Origin of the sequence: Staphylococcus microti, assembly GCF_000934465.1 — a bacterium.
Lineage (GTDB): Bacteria > Bacillota > Bacilli > Staphylococcales > Staphylococcaceae > Staphylococcus > Staphylococcus microti.
Genome location: NZ_JXWY01000042.1, coordinates 1 through 25,567, shown reverse-complemented (window position 1 = coordinate 25,567; position 25,567 = coordinate 1). Strand labels below are relative to the sequence as shown.

The window sequence follows — 25,567 nt, the reverse complement described above, 5'->3', positions numbered from 1 at the left end:
ATAGTATTGTGTGCGTTTAAACGGTGCACTTAATCAAGACTTCTATTAAATTATTTAGATTTTTAGCGTAAAGTTTGATACAATTTGGAGATAAAAGAGTATTTTTAAGGAGGCTATATTCAAATGGCTGAAATTACACATGAACAAGTCGAACATATCGCTAATCTTGCGCGATTGAATGTGACTGAAGAAGAGTCAAATGCGATGCAAGAAACATTAGCAGGTATTTTAGATTTTTGCCATCAAATTGATTCAGTAAACACAGAAGATGTTAATCCAACAAACCACGTGTTAGATTTACAAAATGTCTTACGTGAAGACGTTGCAGTACCAGGATTACCACAAGATAAAGCATTAGTGAATGCAAAAGAAGTAGAAGCAGGTCAATTTAAAGTGCCTGCGGTTATGAATGAGGAGGACGCATAAAGATGAGCATCCGTTATGAATCAATTGAAAACTTACAACAAATGATTAAGGATCAAAAAATCAAGCCTTCAGAGATTGTGCGAGACATCTATGCAGCGATTGAAGAAACTGATCCAACAATTCAATCATTTTTAGCTTTGGATAAAGAAAATGCACTTAAAAAAGCAGCTGAACTTGATGAACTTCAAGCGAAAGGCGAAATGGACGGAAAGTTATTCGGTATTCCAATGGGGATCAAAGATAACATCATTACTGAAGGGTTAGAAACAACATGTGCAAGTAAAATGTTAGAAGGGTTCGTACCAATTTATGACGCCACTGTTATGAAAAAGCTTCACAGTGAAAACGGTGTGTTAATTGGTAAAGTGAACTTAGACGAATTTGCAATGGGTGGTTCAACTGAAACATCTTACTTCAAAAAGACTGTAAACCCATTTGACCATGCAGCAGTACCAGGTGGCTCATCAGGTGGTTCAGCAGCAGCTGTTGCAGCAGGTCTTGTACCATTCACACTTGGTACAGATACAGGTGGTTCAATCCGTCAACCAGCCGCTTATTGTGGTGTTGTCGGCTTAAAACCAACATACGGTCGTGTATCACGTTATGGTCTTGTTGCATTCGCATCATCATTAGACCAAATCGGACCAATTACACGCAATGTTAAAGATAATGCGATTGTATTAGAAGCAATTGCTGGCGAAGATGCAATGGACTCTACAAGTGCACCAGATGTCGCACAAGACTTTACAGCAGACATTGGTAAAGATATTAAAGGGATGAAAATTGCGTTACCGAAAGAATACATCGGTGAAGGTATCGATAGTGAAGTGAAAGAAGCGGTATTAAAAGCAGCTGAAACATTCAAATCTTTAGGTGCGACGGTTGAAGAAGTAAGCTTACCACGTACATCTTCAGGTATTCCATCTTACTACGTTATCGCGTCAGCGGAAGCGTCTTCTAACTTAGCACGCTTTGACGGTATTCGTTATGGCTACCATTCAAAAGATGCGAATACATTGGAAGAACTATACAAAATGTCTCGTAGCGAAGGTTTCGGTGAAGAAGTAAAACGCCGTATTTTCCTTGGTACATATGTATTAAGCTCTGGTTACTACGATGCATATTACAAAAAAGCACAAAAAGTACGTACATTAATTAAAAACGACTTTGAAAACGTCTTTAAAGATTATGATGTGATTTTAGGACCTACAACACCTACAGTTGCATTTGATCTTGGCGCTGAAATCAATGATCCGTTAACAATGTATGCCAACGACTTATTAACAACACCTGTTAACTTAGCAGGTCTTCCAGGTATTTCAGTACCATGCGGCTTAGCAGAAAATGGTCGCCCAATTGGCTTACAATTAATCGGTAAACCATTTGACGAAAAAACATTGTATCGTGTTGCGCATCAATTTGAAACGCAATTTAATCTACACGACCAATATCAAAACTTATAAGGAGTGGCAAGCAAATGCATTTTGAAACAGTAATCGGGCTCGAAGTCCACGTTGAATTGAAAACAGACTCAAAGATGTTTTCTAATGCACCTGTTGCATACGGTGCAGAGCCAAACACGAACACAAGCGTTATCGACCTTGCATACCCAGGTGTTTTACCGACAGTGAATAAGCGTGCGGTAGATTGGTCAATGCGTGCAGCGATGGCGTTAAATATGGAGATTGCAACGGAGTCGAAGTTTGACCGTAAAAACTACTTCTACCCAGACAATCCGAAAGCATACCAAATTTCACAATTAGATCAACCAATCGGTGAACACGGTTATATCGACATTGAAGTGAATGGTGAAACGAAACGTATTGGTATTACACGTCTTCATATGGAAGAAGATGCGGGTAAATCAACACATAAAAACGGTTATTCTCTTGTTGACTTAAACCGTCAAGGGACACCACTTGTTGAAATCGTATCAGAACCAGACATTCGCTCACCTGAAGAAGCGTATGCTTATTTAGAAAAATTAAAATCAATTATTCAATATACAGGCGTTTCTGACTGTAAGATGGAAGAAGGTTCATTACGTTGTGATGCCAACGTTTCAATCCGTCCAGTCGGTCAAAAAGAATTCGGTACGAAAGCCGAGTTGAAAAACTTAAACTCATTCAACAACGTACGTAAAGGACTTGAATATGAAGTTAAACGCCAAGAAGAAGAATTATTAAACGGTGGCGAAATTCTTCAAGAAACACGTCGTTTTGATGAATCAACAGGTAAAACAATTTTAATGCGTGTTAAAGAAGCGTCTGATGACTATCGTTACTTCCCAGAACCAGACATCGTACCGTTGTACATTGATGAAGAATGGAAAGCACGTGTTAAAGCGTCTATCCCAGAATTACCAGATGTACGTAAAGCGAAATACGTTGAACAATTCGGCTTACCAGCATACGATGCACACGTTTTAACATTAACGAAAGAAATGTCCGATTTCTTTGAAGCAGCGGTTGCTGAAGGTGCGGACGTTAAGTTAACATCAAACTGGTTAATGGGTGGCGTAAACGAGTACTTGAACAAAAACCAAATTGAACTTCAAGACACTGGTTTAACACCACAAAACTTAGCAGGTATGATTAAGTTAATTGAAGACGGTACAATGAGCAGTAAAATCGCTAAGAAAGTCTTCCCAGAACTTGCACAAAATGGTGGCGATGCACAACAAATTATGAAAGATAAAGGCCTTGTTCAAATTTCTGATGAAGGTGCAGTCTTACAATTTGTTCAAGACGCGATTGCTAACAACCCACAATCTGTTGAAGATTACAAAAACGGTAAAGGGAAAGCAATGGGCTTCTTAGTTGGTCAAATTATGAAGTTATCTAAAGGTCAAGCAAACCCACAATTAGCGAATAAATTATTGAAACAAGAATTAGACAAACAATAAATATGAACGTATAAACAAGCAGCCACTGTTGAAAGATGACGTGGCTGTTTTGTTGTAGGTTGGAATATAGAACGACAGCCATTACAATCGGACAAATAAAATTAATTTCTTTCTATATAAAAGGCAAGGCACTTTTCGCACAACATCGGTTTGAAACTTTTATTTTTTAATGTTTTTGACTTTCATTACACTTAAGATTGCTATAATATAAATTGTGAGTATATCAAAGTAATCGAGGGATACGAATGAGAAAACGTGCAAGGATTATCTACAATCCAACATCAGGCAAAGAACTATTCAAGAGAGCCTTGCCGGATGTCTTAGTAAAATTTGAACAAGCTGGCTATGAGACAAGTACATACGCAACACAGAAGGTTGGCGATGCGACAGAAGAAGCTGCACGTGCAATCAATGAACAGTACGATTTACTTGTAGTCGCAGGTGGAGATGGTACGCTCAACGAAGCGATTAACGGTATAGCGGAAAAACCGAATCGACCGAAACTTGGATTGATACCTATGGGAACGGTCAACGACTTTGGACGTGCGTTACATTTGCCAACAGATATTTTTGAAGCGGTAGATGTTATTTTAAAAGGGAAGACAGTTCAAGTCGATATTGGGAAGATGAACAGTCGCTATTTTATTAACTTAGCAGGTGGCGGTAAGATTACAGAAGTATCTTATGAGGCGCCGAGCAAATTGAAGACAATTGTAGGACCATTTGCGTATTATATTAAAGGCTTTGAGATGTTGCCACAAATGCATCCAGTAGATGTGCGCATTGAATATGACGGCAACGTTTTTGAAGGTGAGATTACGTTATTTTTACTTGGCTTGACGAACTCTATGGCAGGTTTTGAAAAGCTTGTGCCAGACGCCAAGTTAGATGATGGGATGTTTACATTACTTATCGTTGAAAAAGCAAATTTAGCGGAGTTAGGCCATATTATGACACTGGCATCACGTGGAGAACATATCGGTCACCCGAAAGTACATTATATTAAAGCACAATCCGTGAACATTTCATCATTTTCTGATATGCCGCTGAACGTTGACGGGGAGTATGGCGGACAACTACCAGCGAACTTTTTAAACTTAGTACGTCATATTGAAGTATTTTCACCGGCAGATACGGATAATGAATTATTAATTGACGAACCAACAACTGCAACAGATTGATAAAAATAGAGAGACATTGAAATCTAAGGAGAAGCAAGCGGGTTTCATCGTCTCTCTTTTATCGTACAAAGTAAAATAAAGAAAAGAAACAAGAAAGAGTGAGAATGCTGTGCCAATCGTTGAAAAGAATCAAACATATACAGGACGTGTGGTCGATCTAACACACGAAGGACATGGTGTCGTCAAAGTCGATCGCTACCCAATTTTTGTCCCACAAGCGTTAACGGACGAAACGATACGTTATAAAGTCATTAAAGTTAATAAAAACTTTGGCTTTGGTAAGCTGATTGATGTTGTGGAAGAAAGTACAAACCGTGTCACACCACCTTGTGATTATTATCAAAAATGTGGCGGCTGTCAGTTACAACATTTATCGTATGAAGCACAACTTGATATGAAACGAGAACAAGTCGTGAATTTATTTCATCGTAAAGGTAAAATGCCAGACGTACCCATTCATCCGACAGTGGGGATGTCAGATCCATGGCATTATCGTAATAAAACACAAATACCAGTAGGAACAGCACAAGATGGGACAACACAAATGGGCTTTTATCGTCAACGTAGCCACGATATTATCGACATGGACACATGTTTAATACAAGATGAGATACAAAATCAAATTATGCGTGAGATTAAGCAATTGGTACAACAATTTGGTATTACAACGTATAACGAGCAAAAACATCAAGGACTATTGCGTCACGTCGTTATTCGTATCGGTCATTTCACAAACGAAGTGATGGTTATTTTAGTTGTGAATGGTAAAAAATTGCCACAGTCACAAGCGATTGTAGACGCATTAACACGAAAATTTCCGATGATTACAAGTGTGAAAATGAATAGACATCAAGCGAAATCAAACGTTATCATGGGACCAACATCGTATACGTTATATGGCAAAGACTACATTGAAGACACTTTAAACGACATCAACTTTGAAATTAGTGACTTATCTTTTTATCAAATTAATGTGATTCAAACACAAAAACTGTATCAAATTGCGGTCGACTATGCACAATTGACAGGTAATGAAGTAGTGTTAGACGCATATTGCGGCATAGGGACGATTGCATTGTCGATGGCAGACAAAGCAAAACACGTGTACGGCGTTGAAGTCGTGCCAGAAGCGATAGAAGATGCAAAACGTAACGCAAAACACAACGGTTATGACAATACAACATTTGTAGCTGGACCCGCAGAGTCAGTTATATTAGATTGGCAACGTACAGGCATTCAACCTGACGTCGTAACAGTCGATCCACCACGCAAAGGGTGCGATCCAACATTTATCGAGACATTAAAAGCACTCGCACCCGAACGTATTGTGTATGTGTCATGTAATCCAAGCACACAATTACGTGATGTCGACTTATTGAAAGACCAGTATGACGTTATCGAAATTACTCCTGTTGATATGTTCCCGCATACGACACACGTTGAGACAGTAGCGTTGTTGGAGAGAAGATAATTATAGGGCTCTAAATCTTTCAACAGTGACAAATAGAAAAGTGAATGAAGAAAAATTTATATGGCAAGTGCGGTGTATGATATAGAAAGAGCGTGCATGTGAATTTGAAATAGATATATTGTATTTTCAATAAAAGTATTGATGTAGTGAATAGACTAATTTGAGTATTTAAAATGGTTATTGAATGACAACGTAACGCTTACTTTAATGATAGCGTGATGATGGGGCAAAATAATAATTAATAAAAAGCAAACTTATTAGAACAAAAAATAACTTTTTCGAACAGAAAGGGTTTACATTTAGATAACCGCATGATATAAATAAAGTATAAATCAAATACGGGTAGATTGTGACTATTTCGGATAGGCGAGACTACAGATGAACGAAAGAGCGATGACTCTTTGTTTATTTGTAGTCTCTTTTTTTTACCCATAATTCGACAGGATAAGGAGGGATTACATGTATCGTGTTTTACAAGCACTCAATAATAACGTCGCACTTGTAAAAGATGCGTATGATCAGCAATTTGTTGTGATGGGACTCGGCATAACGTTTCAAAAACGTAAAGGTGACTTAATCGTCAAAGACAAGGTTGAAAAAGTTTTTTCACTCAAAAGTGCCGCATCTAGGGAGAACTTTATGTCGTTATTAAAAGATGTGCCACTTGATTTTATTACTGTTACATATGATGTAATTGAAATGTTAACTGAAAAGTATGCGTATCCAGTTCAAGAGTATTTATATGTAACGTTAACAGACCATATTCACTGTTCATATAAAGCGGTATTAGAAGACACTTATCAATATAGTAAGTTACCGAATTTTTCACAAGAATACAGTATAGAATATGCGATGGCGAAAGAGGCTTTGAACATATTTCGACAAAAACTACTGTCTACATTTCCTGATGATGAAATTGAGCGAATCGCATTACATTTTATCAATGCCAAAGGGGTAACACCAATTGAAAAAAAACAGAGTGTAGATATAACAAGGAGCGTTTTGCCAAAAGTTAAAGACGAATTAGAACGTTTGGGCATTAGACGCACAGAGTCAAATTGTAACTTTTACGACCGATTTATGATTCATCTGACTTATTTTCTGCATGATTTAGCACATAGTTCACAGGATAACAGTACTTTAATGGATATGGCTCAGCACATTCAAGTTGCCTATCCGAAAGCGTATGAAGTCGGAACAAAAATATCTGACATTATCGCTTCAGAAACAGACGTACCTATACCTGAAAGCGAGAAGTTTTATATCGCAATACATGTGCAACGTTTATTTTAATAAAAAGGAGAAATCAACATGAATAGAGAAGAAATTACACTTTTAGGTTTTGAAATTGTATCATATGCAGGAGAAGCACGTTCGAAATTGTTAGAGGCATTAAAAGCAGCAGAGCGTGGAGCATTTGAAGAAGCTGAAGCACTTATTGAATCAGCGAATATGAGCATAATTGAAGCACACAATGCACAAACAAGCTTATTGCAACAAGAAGCAGCAGGTGAAGACTTGCCATATAGCGTGACATTAATGCATGGTCAGGATCATTTGATGACGACATTACTTTTAAAAGACATAATGAAGCATATGGTTGAGCTTTATAAAAGAGGTGTGAAACAATGAATGGCTTAATTGCTCAAATTGAGAAAGGGAAACCATTTTTTGAGAAGGTATCACGTAATATTTACTTACGTGCAATCCGCGATGGCTTTATCGCAAGTATGCCTGTTATTTTATTTTCGAGTCTCTTTTTATTGATTACGTATGTTCCAAATATTTTTGGCTATGAATGGGGTCAAGAAGTTGTTGATGCTTTAATGAAACCATACAACTATACGATGGGCATCGTCGCTTTGCTTGTTGCAGGGACAACGGCTAAGTCACTAACGGATTCTTTTAATCGTCGTTTAGAAAGTACCAATCAAATTAACTATTTATCAACGATGCTTGCAGCGATTACAGGGTTCTTAATTTTAGCGTCGGATGCATTAGAAGATGGATTTTCAAGTGGCTTTTTAGGAACAAAAGGGCTTTTAGCAGCATTTGTATCAGCGTTCATCGTTGTTAATATATACAATGTATGTGTGAAAAACAATGTATCTATCCGTATGCCTGAAGAAGTTCCACCTAATATTTCACAAGTGTTTAAAGATTTAATACCGTTTACGTTATCATTATTGACGATATATGCAATAGATATCATCGTACGCTATTTTGTAGGAACAAGTGTAGCAGAAGCAATTGGTAAGTTACTCGGACCTTTGTTTACAGCAGCAGATGGTTATCTTGGAATAACGATCATTTTTGGTGCATTTGCTTTTTTCTGGTTTGTCGGAATACACGGACCATCCATTGTTGAACCAGCGATTGCCGCAATCACATACGCCAATGTAGAAACAAACTTCCAACTTCTACAATCAGGTGCGCATGCAGATAAAATCATTACATCTGGGACACAGATGTTCATTGTAACGATGGGTGGAACAGGTGCCACTCTCGTTGTTCCATTTATGTTCATGTGGTTGACGAAATCCAAACGTAATAAAGCAATTGGACGTGCATCAGTCGTACCAACATTTTTCGGCGTGAATGAGCCGATATTATTTGGTGCACCACTCGTATTAAATCCAATATTTTTCATTCCATTTGTATCTGCACCTATTGTCAATGTATGGATATTCAAAGCATTTGTAGATATTCTTGGTATGAATAGCTTCAGTGTCAATCTACCGTGGACAACACCAGGTCCTATCGGCATTATTATGGGAACAGGTTTTGGTTTTTGGTCTATTATCCTAGCCGTGACATTAATCGTAGTAGATGTACTCATATACTATCCATTTTTAAAAGTATATGACCAACAAATCTTAGAAGAAGAACGTTCAGGCAAGTCATCTAATGCTTTAAAAGAAAAAGTTGCCGAAAATTTTAATACAGAAAAAGCTGATGCTATTTTGGCAAAAGCCGACACACTTGAATCACAGGCAATCACAGAACAGACAAATGTACTCGTATTGTGTGCGGGCGGTGGTACAAGCGGCCTATTAGCGAATGCATTGAACAAGGCTGCTGAAGAATATGGAACGCCAGTGAAAGCGGCAGCAGGTAGTTATGGTGCACACCGTGAAATATTATCGCAATATCAATTAGTCATTCTTGCGCCACAGGTTGTTTCGAATTATGACGATATGAAGCTTGAAACAGATAAGCTGGGTATTAAATTAGCAAAAACAGAAGGTGCCCAATACATTCGTTTAACACGTGATGGACAAGGTGCGTTGGCATTTGTAAAAGCACAGATGGAAAATAACTAAATTGATCATAGAAAGCAAAATTAGAATAGAATTTAGTATATCTCAATAAATAGAAGAGGTGTCGATATGACAAAAAAATTACCAAAGGACTTTATATTTGGTGGTGCTACAGCAGCTTATCAAGCAGAAGGTGCAACAAAAACAGATGGAAAAGGACCGGTCGCATGGGATCAGTATTTAGAGGAGAATTACTGGTATACCGCAGAACCTGCAAGTGACTTCTATCATAAATATCCAGTCGATTTATCGCTATCAGAAGCATATGGTATCAATGGTATTCGAATTTCAATCGCATGGTCTCGAATATTTCCGAATGGTGAAGGGACAATTAATCAAAAAGGGGTAGAATATTATCACAATCTTTTTAAAGCCTGTCATCAACATCATGTAGAACCTTTTGTGACACTACATCATTTTGATACACCGAAAGTACTACATGATAATGGCGATTTCCTAAATCGTGAAAATATCGAGCACTTTTTAACATATGCAGCCTTTTGTTTTGAAGAGTTTTCGGAAGTGAATTATTGGACGACCTTTAATGAAATAGGACCTATTGGAGACGGACAATATCTAGTTGGAAAGTTTCCACCAGGTATCCAATACGACCTTTCAAAAGTATTTCAATCGCATCACAATATGATGGTTGCACATGCAAAAGCAATTAAATTATATAAAGACAAAGGTTATTCTGGTGAAATTGGTGTCGTCCACGCACTACCGACGAAATATCCATTCAATGTAGATAATCCAGAAGACGTACGTGCAGCTGAATTAGAAGATATTATTCACAATCGATTCATATTAGATGCCACATATTTAGGTCACTATTCTGATACAACGATGGCAGGTGTTAAGCATATGCTGGAGGAAAATGGTGGTTCATTGGATTTACGCGATGAAGACTTTGAGATATTAGAGACTGCCAAAGATTTAAATGATTTTCTAGGGATTAACTATTATATGAGTGATTGGATGCAAGCTTATGACGGAGAAACTGAAATCATTCATAATGGTAAGGGAGAAAAAGGAAGTTCTAAATATCAAATCAAAGGAGTGGGACGCAGAGTCGCACCAACAAATGTTCCAAAAACAGATTGGGATTGGATTATCTATCCACAGGGACTATATGACCAAATTATGCGTGTGAAAAAAGAATATCCAAATTATAAAAAAATCTACATCACTGAAAATGGGCTCGGTTATAAAGATACATTTGAAAATCATACAGTATATGATGATGCACGTATTGATTACGTTAAACAGCATCTAGAAGCAATATCAGATGCCATTACAGCCGGTGCCAATGTAAAAGGCTATTTTATTTGGTCATTAATGGACGTGTTTTCTTGGTCTAATGGCTATGAAAAACGATATGGTTTATTTTATGTAGATTTTGCCACACAGAAACGCTATCCTAAAAAATCTGCCTATTGGTATAAGAAATTAGCTGAGACACAAGTGATTGAGTAAACAATATTAGTTTATGCAAAAGTCGCCCTCCTCTATAGGTGGGCGACTTCTGCATAAACTAAGTTAAAGCGTGTGAATTAGAATATCGTTGGATCACAAGCCGGAATTTTTGTGCTATACACAATCCTTGTATTTTTAATATTTTCGACGTTCCTATTGAAGTTATACAGTTGGGAGCGGGACAGAAAGCTTATTTTTACCAAAAGCTTTCGTCGTCCCGCCCCGGCAAGGGTGACTAGAAGTGAAAAAAGTTTTTTAAAACGCATTTTCACTTCAGACACCTACTGCCATTTACAAATATTTGCTTACTTATTTAAAAAAATTTCCTATGTCCCAGCCCCAATCTAATGATAATTCTAAGTAAATTCAAAGTATAGCACGTATAAATGATAAAGCTTCTATTGTTCCGTTAAATCAAATATGTTCTTCCGAAAAAATGCCTATTGTTCCGTACTTTAGTATAATAAGTATTGAAAGAGAGGCGTATGATGATGTATATGACTGTAAAACAAGCTTCAGAACTTTGGGGCATATCAGATAGACGCATAAGAATATTGAGTAAAGAAGGCAGAATTCCCGGAGCAATTAAAGAAGGAAGAGCGTGGAAAATTCCTGTGGATGCACAGAAACCATCAGACAATAGATATAAAAAGACAGAAAGCCTTTTACCTATAATAGAAGAAAAATTTCAAAAACTATCAACTCTTCGTCCCTTAACAGCTGGAGAATTAGAGCGGTTAAATGAAGAGTTTATGGTTGAATATACTTATAATTCAAATGCTATTGAGGGCAATACTTTAACATTACGCGAAACAGATATGGTTTTGCGCGGCTTAACGATTGATCAAAAGCCATTGAAAGATCATATGGAGGCAATTGGGCATCGTGACGCATTTCAATATGTTCGAACACTTGTTTCTGAAAATCAAACTTTGACAGAGCAAGTCATTAAAGATATTCACTACTTAGTATTGTCTGATAAACAGCATGACCGCGGCATTTATCGTAGAGTACCAGTTCGTATTATGGGCGCGGCTAATGTACCTGCTCAACCGTATATGATTCAGCCTTTAATGGAACGACTATTAATAGAATACAGAGAAAGTATGGATAGCTTGATTACTAAGATTGCACGGTTCCATATTGACTTTGAAAGTATTCATCCATTTATTGATGGCAATGGACGTACAGGAAGACTTTTGGTGAATTTAGAGTTAATGAAGGCGGGGTACCCTCCTATTGACATTAAATTTACAGATAGACTTGCTTATTATGAGGCATTTGATAGTTACCATTCAAAAGGTACTTTATCTGCTATGGAAGATTTATTTGCAAAGTATATTAATAAAATGTTGGACAGGTATTTAAATATTTTAGGGTAGTAGTTAATGTTTTTATAAACTGATAAATAAATTTCTAACAGTTCTTTTTTATGAGACCTAGTAATATAAATTTAACGATATTAAGTACTGGATGGAGTGGTATATTATGATTCATTATGTCATTGTTGGGCATCCTATTCGTCAAAAAATAGAAAATGTTGAGATTGAAGGTAATGTGTTTAATATTAGTTTTGATGGATTTAGGGAATTAAATAAGAATGAGGACCCATATATTTTTGGAACAGAATTTTTATATTCATTTTGTCATTCAGAGAGTGCGTTGTCTAGTGATATACGTAGGCTAGTGGAAAAGAGAGAGAATGAAGTATATTTTATTTTTGTAGCAAGAGTAGATAAAAAAAGCACAGTTTTTGAAATAGACACAGTTTTAAAAGCAAAAAACATCTGGGAGTGGCCAAAAAGAGGAGAAAGGTTTGAACATAATCTAGATACAAATATTTTTTCAATGGATGCCATAAGATATCATTTGCCCGAAATGAGTAATGGGAATTTAAATGAGCATAATAGAGAGAAATTATACACATGTGTAGCTGATAAAGATAAATCATTTTTGCCTATGGTAAGAAAAAAAGATGTTTTTGTTCCCTTTCAATTTTCTCTAGAAATATCAGAAATTATTTTAAAAATGTTAACCAGGGGAAATGAGACTGCCAAAACTTTTTATGTTGTCAAAAGTCCAACGAATAGAACGAATTACAAAGTGGATATAGATGACTATCAAGCAGTGTCTGAAGTTATTGAAGAAAGGGTTATTACTAAAAAAGAAACTGATAATTTCATTAAATTAGTTGGAGAGCAATTAATTGATATTTCTGCAAGATATAGAAATAATTCATAATATTGATCAAAATAGAATTAAAAGAAATTTGATTACAGATGATTTTTTCTATATAACTAATGGACTAAGGAGAGCGATAAAAATGGAATATATCACATTAAATACAGGTGCACGTATGCCGCTTCTAGGTCTAGGAACTTGGAATCTAAGAGGCGACACATGCACATCCCTTGTTTCAGAAGCATTACAATTAGGCTATCGTCTTATTGATACAGCTCAAATGTATGACAATGAAAAAGAAGTAGGTCAAGCGATCGCCCAAACATCAGTAAAACGAGATGATTTATTTATTACGACAAAATTAGATAGTCGTAGTAATGGCTATCAACAAGCATGTGAAGGAATCGTGCGTTCTCTAGATAACTTAAATTTAGAATATATTGATCTGATGCTTGTTCATGAACCATATGCGCATGATTGTGCGATGTATGAAGCATTGGTTGAAGCTTATGACGAAGGAAAAGTTAAAGCAATCGGCATTTCAAACTATGATGAAAAACGTTTTGAACAGTTTATTCAAAATGTACAACCAATACCTATGGTCAATCAAGTGGAGTGTCATTTACAATTTCAAAAATGGGCATTACACCAAAAATTAAAAGCGCATGGAACGGTTATGCAAGCATGGTCACCATTAGGACAAGGAAAAATCGACATCGCAAAAGAACCAGTATTGGTGCAACTTGCAGATAAATATAAAAAGACACCTGCGCAAATTGTATTGCGTTTCATGACACAACGTGGGGTAGCAGTCATTCCAAAAACAAAACATATCGAACGTTTAGAAGAAAATAGTCATATTTTTGACTTCAAATTATTGCCAGAAGAAATGCGCATGATTCAGTCTTTGGATAAAGGGACAACTTTATTTTCATGGACAGAATATTAAGTAGATTTGATGTTTAACTCGAGGGAACATACTTGTAGAGGTTTATCATTGTCGTTTTTATCAGTAAAATTGATTTTTATCAAAATTTTTGATAATATACAAATATATTGATAAAAAGAGGGAGCGCAATGGAAGTTACGAAAATAAAGAAAGTATTTCAGGCTTTTCATTTTGAAGTCAAGGTTCAATCTACAACGCTAAGTTTGCCAATTATCTTTCAAAAACGTTATGAGTATGCAACATTAAATATTATGGAGAAATCATTTCTACTAATAAAAGAGAAGAGAAGTGGGAGTTTAGAGAATTTTGTTAAGCAGGCTCAAGCGATTGAAAAACAAGTGAACAAAGATATTATATTAGTGTTTAGCCAGTTATCAGATACGAATAAAAAGAAACTCATGCAGATTGGTGTTCCTTATCTCGACTTTCAAGAAAATGCGTATATCCCACAATTAGGATTTCTCTTTTCTTCAAGTAAGAATCTTCCATCTTTAAACCAATTACTTACCTCAACAGAACAACGCGTATTAATTGCCTTATTGTTGCATAGTTCTAGCACTGTGATTGATATGGAGAAGATAAGCCAAGTGACAAATCTAGCAATTCCTAGTTTGTATCGAACTTTTAAAGTTTTAAAGAACAGAGGCTGGCTGACAAATAAACATCAATCATATCAATTTTTGAAACCGAAAGAGAACATTTTTCAAGAAGCTATACCATTTTTGAAAAACCCAGTAAAAGAAGTAACTATTATTAGTGATGACGATTATCAAAAGTTTAGAAGAGAAGTAACTTTTAAGACTTCATATTTAAAAGCACTATCATATTTAGGTATGTTATCTCATACAAAACAACGTGGAAATTATGCTTTGTCTAAAAAAGAATACAAAACAATTGAAAAAGAACTAGAAAAAAATGTGTTTGAAGGTCATAGAATAGAAATATGGGTATATGAGCCGATACCTTTTGAATATGAACAGACAGTTTGGTCCATATGGCACCAAGAAAATAATGAAATGATGGTTGACCCAATTTCTTTATATTTAACTTTAAAAGATGACGATGATCCAAGAATTGAGGAAGAGATAGAAATCCTAAATCAGAAAATTATTGATTATTTAGGAGGAAACAATGCCAGCTAATCTAAAGCCTATTTTTTCGTGAAATGTTTCAAGATTATAGCGATTATTATGTACTGATTGGCGGAACAGCAACATCTATTATTTTAGATGCACAAGGTTTTGAAAGTCGTACAACTAAAGATTATGATATGGTCATTATGGATGAATTAAAAAACAAAGCATTTTATGATACTTTGACTAAGTTTTTGGAGCAAGGGGAGTACACTGAGAGTAGAAAAGGTAATAAAACACAACTATTTCGATTTACAACTAAAAAGCCTGGTTTCCCAGAAATGATAGAACTTTTTAGTAAGCTTCCTGAATATCCATTGAAAAAAGTCAGTAGAGAAACGCCAGTGCATTTTGATGAATATGCTAGTCTTTCAGCTTTATTACTAGATGAGGGTTATTATCAATTGTTAGTACATGAACGCAAAGTTATTAACGGTTATTCTGTATTAAGTAATCGTGGACTTATTGTGTTCAAAGCAAAGGCATGGCTTGATATGTCTAAACGTGCTAAAAATGGAGAACGCGGTTTGAGTAAGAAAATCAAAAAGCATTTGAATGATATTACAAGATTAACTGCATTGCTTTTTGAAGATGATATGTTATCTAATTTAAACGTATCTGAAACGATTAAATTGGATATGCAAGAATTTATCGAGTTATTATCCAATGATATTCAATCAATACCTGAAAATAAAGATATTTTGTTTTCAAAGGATGAAACTTTTGAGATATTACAACAGTTTTTAACGCAATAAAAATATAAGAAAGCTTAAGGAGTAAACGGTATATAATTATCTAGATTAGTATATTTGATTTCAGCGATTATAATTCAAGAGTAAAATACTTTCCACAATTTCATCAATAATTGCGTCTAAATGCAATTCATTACCATCGTAGTAGAGATAAAATGTATTGTATGAACGTACAAATTTCCTTTACTGAGATGGTAGGGGATTTTTTTTGCTGTTATAAAGTTAAAAAGTTTGCTTACTTTACTGAAATCAATTTATTCAGCCACGCAGTGCATCTCTATGTCACTTTAAAATACTACCGTTTATAAATTTTCACTATGCCTCATTCTATTTCCTACGATTCCTAGAATGACTGTTCGGAACTTACTTTTGATAGGGAAACAAGCATAATATTGAACAAGTTCACGAATTATAATAAGAATTTTGAAAGGTGATTTGAAAAAGTTTTTCTTTTGCTTCTTCTAATGTGTAGTCGGTATGGATGATCCAATATTCTATAAAACCTACAATGCCACTAGCAATATAATATATGTAGCCTGAATCAACGTCAGAATTCATTTTTTCAGAATTGGTACGCATAGCTTGGACCATGCTATTCTTCAAATTGTTAGAAAAATCTACTTGTTTGTTTTCTAGTAGTTGAGATAAAATCGGTCGATGTTTTTCGACAGTATTCAAGATATTAGTTAAATATTCTTTAGATTCTGTGACACCAATGTCGGAAAGCTTCTCAACAACAGGGCGGCAACTATCTTCTATATCTAAGATAATATCCATAAGAATGGCATTATACAGATTTTCTTTACTTTCATAGTGTAAATAAAATGCGTTTCTAGAACATTTTGCTGTTCGACATATATCGGTCACAGTAATTTTATGAAAGTCTTTTTTCCTTAATAGTGTTAATAGGGCATCCCTTAAATTTTCTTCTATTCTTCTAAATCTTAAATCTTGCATGATACAAAACTCCTTTAAAGATTATAAGTGACACTTATGCCAAAAGTGTAAATTGACCACGCTAAATTACAAGTGTACAATAAATAACTAACAAAAATAAAACGAAAAAACAAGTATTACGTATAAGGAGAAATTAAGATGTCAGAAAATAAAAAGCAAATGATGCTAGGGTTAGCCATGTTTGGTACGCCAGGTCTAAGCTTTAAATCTTGGACAGATCCAAAAATAAACTTTGAAACATATCCTGATGTATCATATGACATTAAGGCAGCCCAATTAGCAGAAAAAGGGAAATTCCAATTTATGTTCTTTGGTGATTTTCCGGGAACAAAAGAAACTAACAATGGAAATGTCCAAACTATGGGCGTAGATCCTTTATTAATCGCAACGGTTATTGCGCACAATACGAAACATATAGGATTAGGAATTACAAAAGCAACATCTTGGAATAATCCTTACGAAGTTGCGCGACAATTTAAATCACTAGATGCTATTAGTAAGGGACGTGCTGCTTGGAATGCTGTGACGGGTGCTAATGGTGTGAGTGCGAGTGCTTATGGCGTTAAGTTATCAACGAGTTTTGATCGTTATGGAAAAGCTTATGAATTTACTGAAGCGGTTCAAACGTTATGGGGCACTTGGGGAGAAGATGCTTTAAAACTTGATAGAGAAAATAAAATTTTTGCTGATTATGATGAAGTTAAATCAATATCTATCAAAGGTAAATATGTTGAAAGCACAGGAACACTTCCAATACCACCATCAAAACAAGGACAACCTGTTATTTTTCACTCAGGCGGTTCTGCCAATAGTATTGCTTACGCAGGAAAATATGCGAATGCGATGATTGGAGAAGTTTGGACGATTGAGCAAGGGAGAGAAATGCGTAATGCGCTGAGACAGGCTGCTGTTGATAATGGTCGAAATCCTGAAGAGATTAAATATATCGCAGGTGTTATGCCGTTAATAGGAGATACGAAGAAGGAAGCTTTAGACCGTCATGCGCAATTTATGGATGAACAAACATTCTATCAAAGGGTAGCACAAATAGGATATGCATTAGGTGTACAATTTTCAATGGCTGATATTGATAAGCCAATTGATTCTAAAATTTTGGATAGCGTCGTTGTCACACCGTACAGCGACCCGAGAATAGAAAATATTATAAAAGTAGCACGTGAAGGCTGGTCGCTTCGTTACGTCGTTTACCACTCTGTGATTGACTATCACCCAGCAGCAGTAGGGACACCAGAAGATATCGCGGATCATTTAACTGAATGGTTTGAAGAAGGTGGCGCAGATGGATTCTGGGTCATGCCTAATGTTTATGAAGTTGACTTGCAACGATTTGTAGATGAAGTAGTACCAATTCTACAAGAAAGAGGTATTTTCCATAAAGATTATGAAGGCGATACGTTAAGAGAAAACTTCGGCATACCGTATCAGTATGGTTTGGAAAAAGAAGAGAAATAATGAGAACAGTACTATGAAAAAGTAGTACCAGTTCTTCAAAAACGTGGACTGTTCCATGAAGATTACGAAGGATCCACATTACGTGATCATTTAGGTATCGACAAGCAGTATGAGCCAAGAGACTAGAAGTGTCATGTAGAAAAATTAATAAATAATAAAAAATGGAACGCGTAGGAATGAGATACGTGTTCCATTTAGCGCATTATAAGGCTGACGGTATGATATCACTGAGGTGAACACTATGAATGGGTACTACTAAAACCATAGAAAACTCTACATTGATAATTTTGTGGATTCTATAAGATATACGGGAAATGATTGAAAACAGAAGTACTATAAAATGCAAATTAGTATGAAGGGATGAAAGTGATGGAAGTATCTCTGGAAAGAACGTTTAATTATTTTTATAAAATTTGCTGCTATGACCAACTTCAAGTGCTAAAATAATGGCTTTATCATCTTGTATGTCACACAAAAGCCGATAATGGCCGATACGGTATCGCCATTGATTCGTACGATTTGCTGTTAAAGGTTTACCAAGTTGGCGAGGGCTATCGGTACCCTCTAAATTTTTGTCAATCCATGACAATAATAAATATTGAACAGAGCGATCTAGTTTTTTGATTTGTTTTTGTACTTTTTTAGTGTATGCTACCTGAAACATATTAGAACCCCAATTCTTTCTTAAAATCAGCATGAGAAAGTGTTTGTGTATCTTTTTGATAGATTTCATAAGCTTCTTTATATGCTTTTAAATCATATTCATCTTCCATTTGTTTGGTTAATGCCTTTTTTAAGAGTGTAGAAATGCTTTGTCCTGAAATTTCAGAATAACCATTAAATAGTGCTTCTTCACTTTCATTCAGTCTAACAGTAATCGTCGTCATTGGTTTATCCCCCTTTCTATAGTTAGTGTAACACATTGTATCACAATATCATCTTTTTATAAGTACCAATTAACACGTACATCATTGTGAAAACATTAAGCTAGAAATGCCTTCTTGTTTAAAATAATAAGGATCAGCATTTTCACAAGCATAAATCGTGAGAAGTTAGTCCATATTCTATCCCAATTACGTTATAATATTTAACACGCTTAAAGAGGGATGTCTTATGTTGAAACATACAAAGCTATTCTAATGATGATTGATTTAGAAAACTAGCAGCTAATGTTAGAAACGTTATAGCTTGAACCTTGAACGAACAGGTACTTTAGAAATTGTAAGACAACCAGAAAAAGATAGTAGTGGATATTGATTCGGATAATTTATATATAAGTAGAGAAATATAATGCGATAGTAGAATAGGAGTGTAAAAAGGTGGAAGTAATCAAACCAATGAATTGTGGCAATGCACCTAAACAAATGATGTTACTTAATTATGTGATTGAACAAATGACAGAGGAAAAGATGGACACGATTGAAGTGATGTACATACTTTCTCATGGTAAATTGTCATCATTATATGGGAATGCGAAAAAGGACGAGAGACAATATAGATTTTCATATTTTGCTGAATTTGAAAATCATAAAAAAGATAGTGCGATAAAACATGTGGAAAAAATAATAGAAGTTCAATAGTTAAATGGACGATGTACCTGAATAGGTATGTTATCCATTTTTTTATTGATATCAATGAAAAGTAAAACATATAACTTTTATAGGTTATATAAGAATGTAAATAGTAATCTCAGACTGACCATTTCTTTATAAGGTTAATAAAAATTCACAAAATATTAATATTTGACAGTAAATATTTTTATACATAAATAATGTTAAATAACATGAAATCGCTTTAATTTAATGCGTAAAAGCAAGTCTAGGAAAAATTCTGTTGCGCACCAGTAATTTTTGCTAGACTTGCTTTGGATAAAAATATATAATTCTTCTTTGTAAACCATATAATACTTTTATATAAAACAAAGAAAATATCATTTATTGGTACAACTATTAAAAATGTAACTTGATTTTGTAAAAAATAAGAGATACTTTTATATTGGTTACAAATAAACCTAAACTCCAAATAATTTTTGGTGTGAATTAATATTCGATTAAATACTTTGCATTTTTAGATTTAGTTTAAATTAAGGTGCAAAAGGAGGAAACATATGTTATTTAAACAAAAACACCGTTTCTCAATCCGTAAGTTTTCTTTTGGTGTATGTTCTGCATTGTTAGGAACTGCATTAATTATGGGTGCTGATTCTGCATCAGCGGCTGAGACAACAACATCATCAGAAACACAACCAGCTGATTCATCATCTGACGCATCAGCAACGGGTGAAACTAGTGGAAGTACGGCAACAGAAGATGCTTCTTCTACAGCTTCGGAACCGGTATCAGACACAGCAGAACCAACTGCTGATACAACAGCTGAAGCGCAACCAGAAGCGTCAAGCACAGATTCAACAGCAGCAGATACAGCAACTACTGAAGCTGCACCTGCAGAAAGTACTGAGGCAACTGAACAACCAGCAGAATCAACTGCTACAGTATCAGCGCCAACAGATTCAACAGCGTCTGAAAATACTTCAGAACCAACAACAGCAACACGAGCAGCAGCGACTGAAACATCAGAACCTGCAACAACATCTGGTACGCAATCAGTACCAACAACATACTTACGTGCAGCTGTAGAACCTGTAGCACAAACAGCGCCAACAGGTACACAAGTAACACCTGAAGTAACAGTAATTAGTTCACATAGGGGTTTAGATGAAACACCTACTATTTACAACAACGCAGGTACAAGCATTAAATTCTCATTTGGTGATCAACCATTACACCAAGGTGACTATTTCTTCGTTGAAACACAAGATGTACCGATTGCTTTACCTAGAACTTTCCGTATGAAATCATCGACAACTGATGGTGAAGGTCCAGTTATTGCAACAGTTGAACGTGTTAACTATGAAAGTGACTTCGTTAGAGGTACAGATTCTGAAGATCAATCACGTTTTAACCTTAAAAACGATGGTAGTCTAACAACAATGGCGATTAAATACAAAGTTACTTTCACTGAAAATGTGGAAGGTTTGAAAGATGTTACAGCAACAGTTGCTGGTAACACATCTAAACAAACATTAGCAGGTACTGAAGATCGTCAAACACAATTTAAAGTAAAAATTAATGATAAAACTGTATACACAAGTGCGTATACGCTACCAGCATGGGACGATGCAAATGCCCAAAACTTCAAACGTAGTATTTACAATACAGGTTTCCAAGGTCTTGTAGCTCAAAATGACGATAGAAGTAAGGCTGATTATGATACAGGTAACCGTACAAACTTACACGCTTTTGTAGGTATGGATGCAACAGTTTATGACTATCGTACTAACACGCCGGGATCTGACGTAGGGTTCTTAACTGAAACAATTAGTGATGGTCTTGTACAACTTTCAGGTCAAGTTGGTGGGATGCCAGATGGTTTCGTAACGACAGTTTCATCACCGACTGATCCGAATAAAAATACGTATACATGGGATACTGATAAGCTTGAAGTTGGTCAACGTTTACCAGTTTACTATATCCCATTTGAAGATATGGATACGAAACAGAAAAATGCGAATGCAGATGGCGGTAAACTTTATGTAACGCCTGATAATATGTACTACACAATTGAAAAAATTTCTGATGACAAGCGTACGATTACACTTCGTTTCCATGGAGATTACTCAAAACCAGGTCGTATTATTACATCATTCCAAAACCCAATGGATGATTTTCAAACAGGTACTTCTTCACGCTTAGGTATTAAGTTTGATAAAGATACGTTTGTTAATGTAGGCGGTACGCTAGACAACTCAACAATCACTGTTAAAAAACCAGATGGTTCAGATTTAACGTCTTACGAATTCAAAGCAACAGGTACAGTTAAACCTGAAGAAGGGGAAATCCCGGTTATTCAACCAGGTTTAGATGCCTTTACATCTCGTGCGGTTCACTTGAACTACGATGCAAGTGCAACAGGTATCCCGGTAGAAACAACGAACCCAGAACAAATTAATAAAGGTACTGTTATTGTTCAATACGTTGATGAAAATGGTAATGTTCTTAAGGAAGAAGTTGCAGATGTCACAGATGTTGATGTTGAAACTGACTACGATACAGTTTCAGACAATCGTCCACAAGAAATTACTGTAGGCGATAAAACATATGAACTTGTACCAGCAGGTGATTATGTTGTAGGTTCTGTTTCAGAGCAAGGTAACTTAACAACAAGTAAGTTAAGAGATGTCTATGGTGCAACAGATGTTAACGGTGCCTACCCAACAGGTAAAGTAAGACAAGGTACAAACTATGTAACATATGTTTACAAAGAAAAACCAGCCATCATTAAACAAGGTATTGTTACAGTTAACTATCAAGATGAAGAAGGCAATGTGATCAAAGACCCAGTCGTTGATACACCTAATTCACCAGTAGATACACCTTACGATACAAAGGATAACCGTCCTGAAAAAATTACAACTGAAGACGGTAAAACGTATGAACGTGTACCTGAAAAAACAATTGGTAACGAAGAAGGTAAAGTCGTAGAAGGTAACACGGATGTAACATACGTCTACAAAGAAGTGAAAGGTAATGTATTAGTACACTACATCGATACAGAAGGTAACCCAATTGCAGATGATGCGATTGATACACCGACAACATCAACAGGCGTTGACTACAACACAGCTGATGACAACAAGCCAGCAACAATTACTAAAGATGGTGTGAAATACGAATTAGTACCAGCACTTACAAAAGGTAATGAAGTCGGTAAAGTTGTAGAAGGTACAACTGAAATCACATATGTGTACAAAAAAGTTGAAGCACCAACACCTGAAGCACCAACTGGTGACGTAATCGTTCATTATAAAGATGAATATGGCAATACAATTGCTGAAGATAAAGTTGATACACAAGACAGTAAAATTGACTCACCTTATGACACAACAGACAACCGTCCAGAAAGAATTACAACACCAGACGGTAAAACGTATGAACGTGTACCTGAAAAAACTGAAGGTAAAGAAACTGGCAATGTAGTTGAAGGTACAACAGATGTAACATACGTCTATAAAGAAGTAAAAGGTGATGTAGTTGTACACTACATCGACACAGAAGGTAATACACTTCAAGCTGACGCATTAGACACACCAGCAACATCAACAGGTGTGGACTACAACACAGCTGATGACAACAAACCAGCGACAATTACTAAAGATGGTGTGAAATACGAATTAGTACCAGTTCTTACAAAAGGTAATGAACAAGGTAAAGTCGTAGAAGGCAGAACAGAAGTAACATATGTATACAAAAAAGTTGAAACACCAGTAACACCAGAACCAACACCGGAAGCACCAACAGGCGATGTAATCGTTCACTACCAAGATGAAGAAGGCAATAAAATTGCTGAAGATAAAGTTGATACACTAGGTAGTAAAATTGATACACCATACGATACAACAGACAACCGTCCAGAAAGAATTACAACATCAGACGGTAAAACGTATGAACGTGTACCTGAAAAAACTGAAGGTGAAGAAACTGGTAGCGTTGTAGAAGGTAAAACTGAAGTCACTTATGTTTACAAAGAAGTGAAAGGTGACGTAATCGTACACTACATCGATACAGAAGGTAACCCAATTGCAGATGATGCGATTGATACACCAACAACATCAACAGGCGTTGACTACAACACAGCTGATGACAACAAGCCAGCAACAATTACAAAAGATGGCGTGAAATATGAATTAGTACCAGTTCTTACTAAAGGTAACGAACAAGGTAAAGTCGTAGAGGGTACAACTGAAATCACATATGTGTACAAAAAAGTTGAAGAACCTACAACACCAGAAGTACCGGTAGAAGAGCCAGGAAAATACATTCCGTATATTCCAGTAGATCCGGAAAATCCAACGGACCCTAACGATCCATTGAACCCACCAGTAGATCCAAATACAGGTGACCCAATTGATCCAATCGATTACGATGAAACACCAGAAGATCCAACGGATAATCCACCGTTACCAGACATCGATGGCTTCATTCCAGTAGATCCAAAAGATTCAAGTGAACCATTGAAACCGAAAGATCCAAACGATCCAACAAAAGGTTATGAACCACCAACACCGAAGGATCCGAACGATCCAACACAAGATACACCAGTACCATACGTACCAGCAGGTACAGTAACAGTGCATTACGAAGATGAAAACGGTAATGTGATTAAAGATCCAACTGTAGATACAGCGAAATCACCAGTAGGTACTGAGTACAATACAAACGAAAACGGTACAGAAATTCCGAAAGAAATCACTGGTAAAGACGGAAAAGTATATGAACTTGTAAAAGTGAAAGACGGCGACCAAGAAACTGGTAAAGTAGTAAAAGGTAACACAGACGTTACTTATATCTACAAGTTGAAAGATCCAACAACACCAGAAGTACCAGTAGAAGAGCCAGGAAAATACATTCCGTATATTCCAGTAGATCCAGAAAATCCAACGGACCCTAACGATCCATTGAACCCACCGGTAGATCCAAATACAGGTGATCCAATTGATCCAATAGATTACGATGAAACACCGGAAGATCCAACGGATAATCCACCGTTACCAGACATCGATGGCTTCATTCCAGTAGATCCTAAGGATCCAAGTGAACCATTGAAACCAAAAGATCCAAACGATCCGACAAAAGGTTATGAACCACCAACACCGAAGGATCCGAACGATCCAACACAAGATACACCAGTACCATACGTACCAGCAGGTACAGTAACAGTGCATTACGAAGATGAAAACGGTAATGTGATCAAAGATCCAACTGTAGATACAGCGAAATCACCAGTAGGTACTGAGTACAATACAAACGAAAACGGTACAGAAATTCCGAAAGAAATCACTGGTAAAGACGGTCAAGTATATGAGCTTGTAAAAGTGAAAGACGGCGACCAAGAAACTGGTAAAGTAGTAAAAGGTAACACAGACGTTACTTATATCTACAAGTTGAAAGATCCAACAACACCAGAAGTACCTGTAGAAGAGCCAGGAAAATACATTCCGTATATTCCAGTAGATCCAGAAAATCCAACGGACCCTAACGATCCATTGAACCCACCAGTAGATCCAAATACAGGTGACCCAATTGATCCAATCGATTACGATGAAACACCGGAAGATCCAACGGATAATCCACCGTTACCAGACATCGATGGCTTCATTCCAGTAGATCCTAAGGATCCAAGTGAACCATTGAAACCAAAAGATCCAAACGATCCGACAAAAGGTTATGAACCACCAACACCGAAGGATCCGAACGATCCAACACAAGATACACCAGTACCATACG

Annotated in this window: 20 protein-coding genes; 17 read left to right on the top strand and 3 right to left on the bottom strand. The window is 36.1% G+C overall.

Annotation, left to right across the window (positions count from 1 at the left end; genetic code table 11):
- Positions 1-123: 123 nt before the first annotated feature.
- The 14 genes from gatC to TP70_RS11990 all read left to right on the top strand — a co-directional run bounded on the left by gatC (position 124) and on the right by TP70_RS11990 (position 15,797).
- On the top strand, positions 124-426 hold the full coding sequence (gene gatC / locus TP70_RS07180) for an Asp-tRNA(Asn)/Glu-tRNA(Gln) amidotransferase subunit GatC (protein ID WP_044360629.1): 303 nt from the start codon (positions 124-126) through the stop codon (positions 424-426).
- 2 nt (positions 427-428) lie between these two features.
- Positions 429-1,889, top strand: coding sequence for an Asp-tRNA(Asn)/Glu-tRNA(Gln) amidotransferase subunit GatA (gatA, locus tag TP70_RS07175; RefSeq protein ID WP_044360628.1), 1,461 nt, complete (start codon positions 429-431; stop codon positions 1,887-1,889).
- A gap of 14 nt (positions 1,890-1,903) precedes the next feature.
- A complete protein-coding gene (gene gatB, locus TP70_RS07170) occupies positions 1,904-3,331 on the top strand; it encodes an Asp-tRNA(Asn)/Glu-tRNA(Gln) amidotransferase subunit GatB (protein ID WP_044360626.1) in 1,428 nt (475 codons plus the stop codon).
- Between the two features lie 245 nt (positions 3,332-3,576).
- The gene (locus tag TP70_RS07165; protein WP_044360625.1) at positions 3,577-4,512 is read left to right on the top strand and encodes a diacylglycerol kinase; all 936 of its coding nucleotides are present in this window, start codon (positions 3,577-3,579) and stop codon (positions 4,510-4,512) included.
- A 109-nt stretch (positions 4,513-4,621) separates the two neighbouring features.
- The gene (gene rlmD / locus TP70_RS07160) at positions 4,622-5,983 is read left to right on the top strand and encodes a 23S rRNA (uracil(1939)-C(5))-methyltransferase RlmD (RefSeq protein ID WP_044360623.1); all 1,362 of its coding nucleotides are present in this window, start codon (positions 4,622-4,624) and stop codon (positions 5,981-5,983) included.
- A gap of 459 nt (positions 5,984-6,442) precedes the next feature.
- Positions 6,443-7,276 carry a PRD domain-containing protein gene (locus TP70_RS07155; protein WP_044360622.1) on the top strand — a complete coding sequence of 278 codons (834 nt, stop codon included), beginning with the start codon at positions 6,443-6,445 and terminating at the stop codon, positions 7,274-7,276.
- Positions 7,277-7,294: 18 nt separating this feature from the next.
- Positions 7,295-7,615: a PTS lactose/cellobiose transporter subunit IIA gene (locus TP70_RS07150; protein WP_044360620.1), complete on the top strand. Its 321-nt coding sequence runs from the start codon at positions 7,295-7,297 to the stop codon at positions 7,613-7,615.
- On the top strand, positions 7,612-9,306 hold the full coding sequence (locus TP70_RS07145) for a lactose-specific PTS transporter subunit EIIC (RefSeq protein ID WP_044360619.1): 1,695 nt from the start codon (positions 7,612-7,614) through the stop codon (positions 9,304-9,306). The genes TP70_RS07150 and TP70_RS07145 overlap by 4 nt, the downstream gene beginning before the upstream one ends.
- Positions 9,307-9,372: 66 nt before the next feature.
- Positions 9,373-10,779: a 6-phospho-beta-galactosidase gene (gene lacG / locus TP70_RS07140; RefSeq protein WP_044360618.1), complete on the top strand. Its 1,407-nt coding sequence runs from the start codon at positions 9,373-9,375 to the stop codon at positions 10,777-10,779.
- A gap of 497 nt (positions 10,780-11,276) precedes the next feature.
- Entirely contained in the window at positions 11,277-12,161 is an 885-nt protein-coding gene (locus TP70_RS07135) for a Fic family protein (RefSeq protein ID WP_240626962.1), read from the top strand.
- 106 nt (positions 12,162-12,267) lie between these two features.
- A complete protein-coding gene (locus tag TP70_RS07130; protein WP_044360616.1) occupies positions 12,268-13,020 on the top strand; it encodes a hypothetical protein in 753 nt (250 codons plus the stop codon).
- A gap of 82 nt (positions 13,021-13,102) precedes the next feature.
- The gene (locus TP70_RS07125) at positions 13,103-13,909 is read left to right on the top strand and encodes an aldo/keto reductase (RefSeq protein ID WP_044360614.1); all 807 of its coding nucleotides are present in this window, start codon (positions 13,103-13,105) and stop codon (positions 13,907-13,909) included.
- Between the two features lie 128 nt (positions 13,910-14,037).
- On the top strand, positions 14,038-15,051 hold the full coding sequence (locus TP70_RS07120; RefSeq protein ID WP_044360612.1) for a helix-turn-helix domain-containing protein: 1,014 nt from the start codon (positions 14,038-14,040) through the stop codon (positions 15,049-15,051).
- A 23-nt stretch (positions 15,052-15,074) separates the two neighbouring features.
- A complete protein-coding gene (locus TP70_RS11990; protein ID WP_206168156.1) occupies positions 15,075-15,797 on the top strand; it encodes a hypothetical protein in 723 nt (240 codons plus the stop codon).
- Positions 15,798-16,196: 399 nt separating this feature from the next.
- On the opposite strand, the gene TP70_RS11810 is transcribed toward TP70_RS11990, so the two are convergent.
- Positions 16,197-16,751, bottom strand: coding sequence for a TetR/AcrR family transcriptional regulator (locus TP70_RS11810; protein WP_052502890.1), 555 nt, complete (start codon positions 16,749-16,751; stop codon positions 16,197-16,199).
- A gap of 138 nt (positions 16,752-16,889) precedes the next feature.
- On the opposite strand from TP70_RS11810, the gene TP70_RS07105 reads away from it, so the two are divergent.
- Positions 16,890-18,224: an NtaA/DmoA family FMN-dependent monooxygenase gene (locus tag TP70_RS07105; protein ID WP_044360610.1), complete on the top strand. Its 1,335-nt coding sequence runs from the start codon at positions 16,890-16,892 to the stop codon at positions 18,222-18,224.
- A gap of 394 nt (positions 18,225-18,618) precedes the next feature.
- On the opposite strand, the gene TP70_RS07100 is transcribed toward TP70_RS07105, so the two are convergent.
- Positions 18,619-18,888, bottom strand: a complete 270-nt coding sequence (locus TP70_RS07100; RefSeq protein WP_044360609.1) for a type II toxin-antitoxin system RelE family toxin — start codon at positions 18,886-18,888, stop codon at positions 18,619-18,621.
- Position 18,889: 1 nt separating this feature from the next.
- Positions 18,890-19,111: a type II toxin-antitoxin system RelB family antitoxin gene (gene relB, locus TP70_RS07095; protein ID WP_044360607.1), complete on the bottom strand. Its 222-nt coding sequence runs from the start codon at positions 19,109-19,111 to the stop codon at positions 18,890-18,892.
- A gap of 432 nt (positions 19,112-19,543) precedes the next feature.
- Between relB and TP70_RS07090 the strand changes: the two genes are divergently transcribed.
- On the top strand, positions 19,544-19,804 hold the full coding sequence (locus tag TP70_RS07090; protein WP_044360606.1) for a hypothetical protein: 261 nt from the start codon (positions 19,544-19,546) through the stop codon (positions 19,802-19,804).
- Between the two features lie 527 nt (positions 19,805-20,331).
- The coding region (locus TP70_RS07085) for a MucBP domain-containing protein (RefSeq protein ID WP_044360605.1) at positions 20,332-25,567 on the top strand (5,236 nt) is incomplete at its 3' end.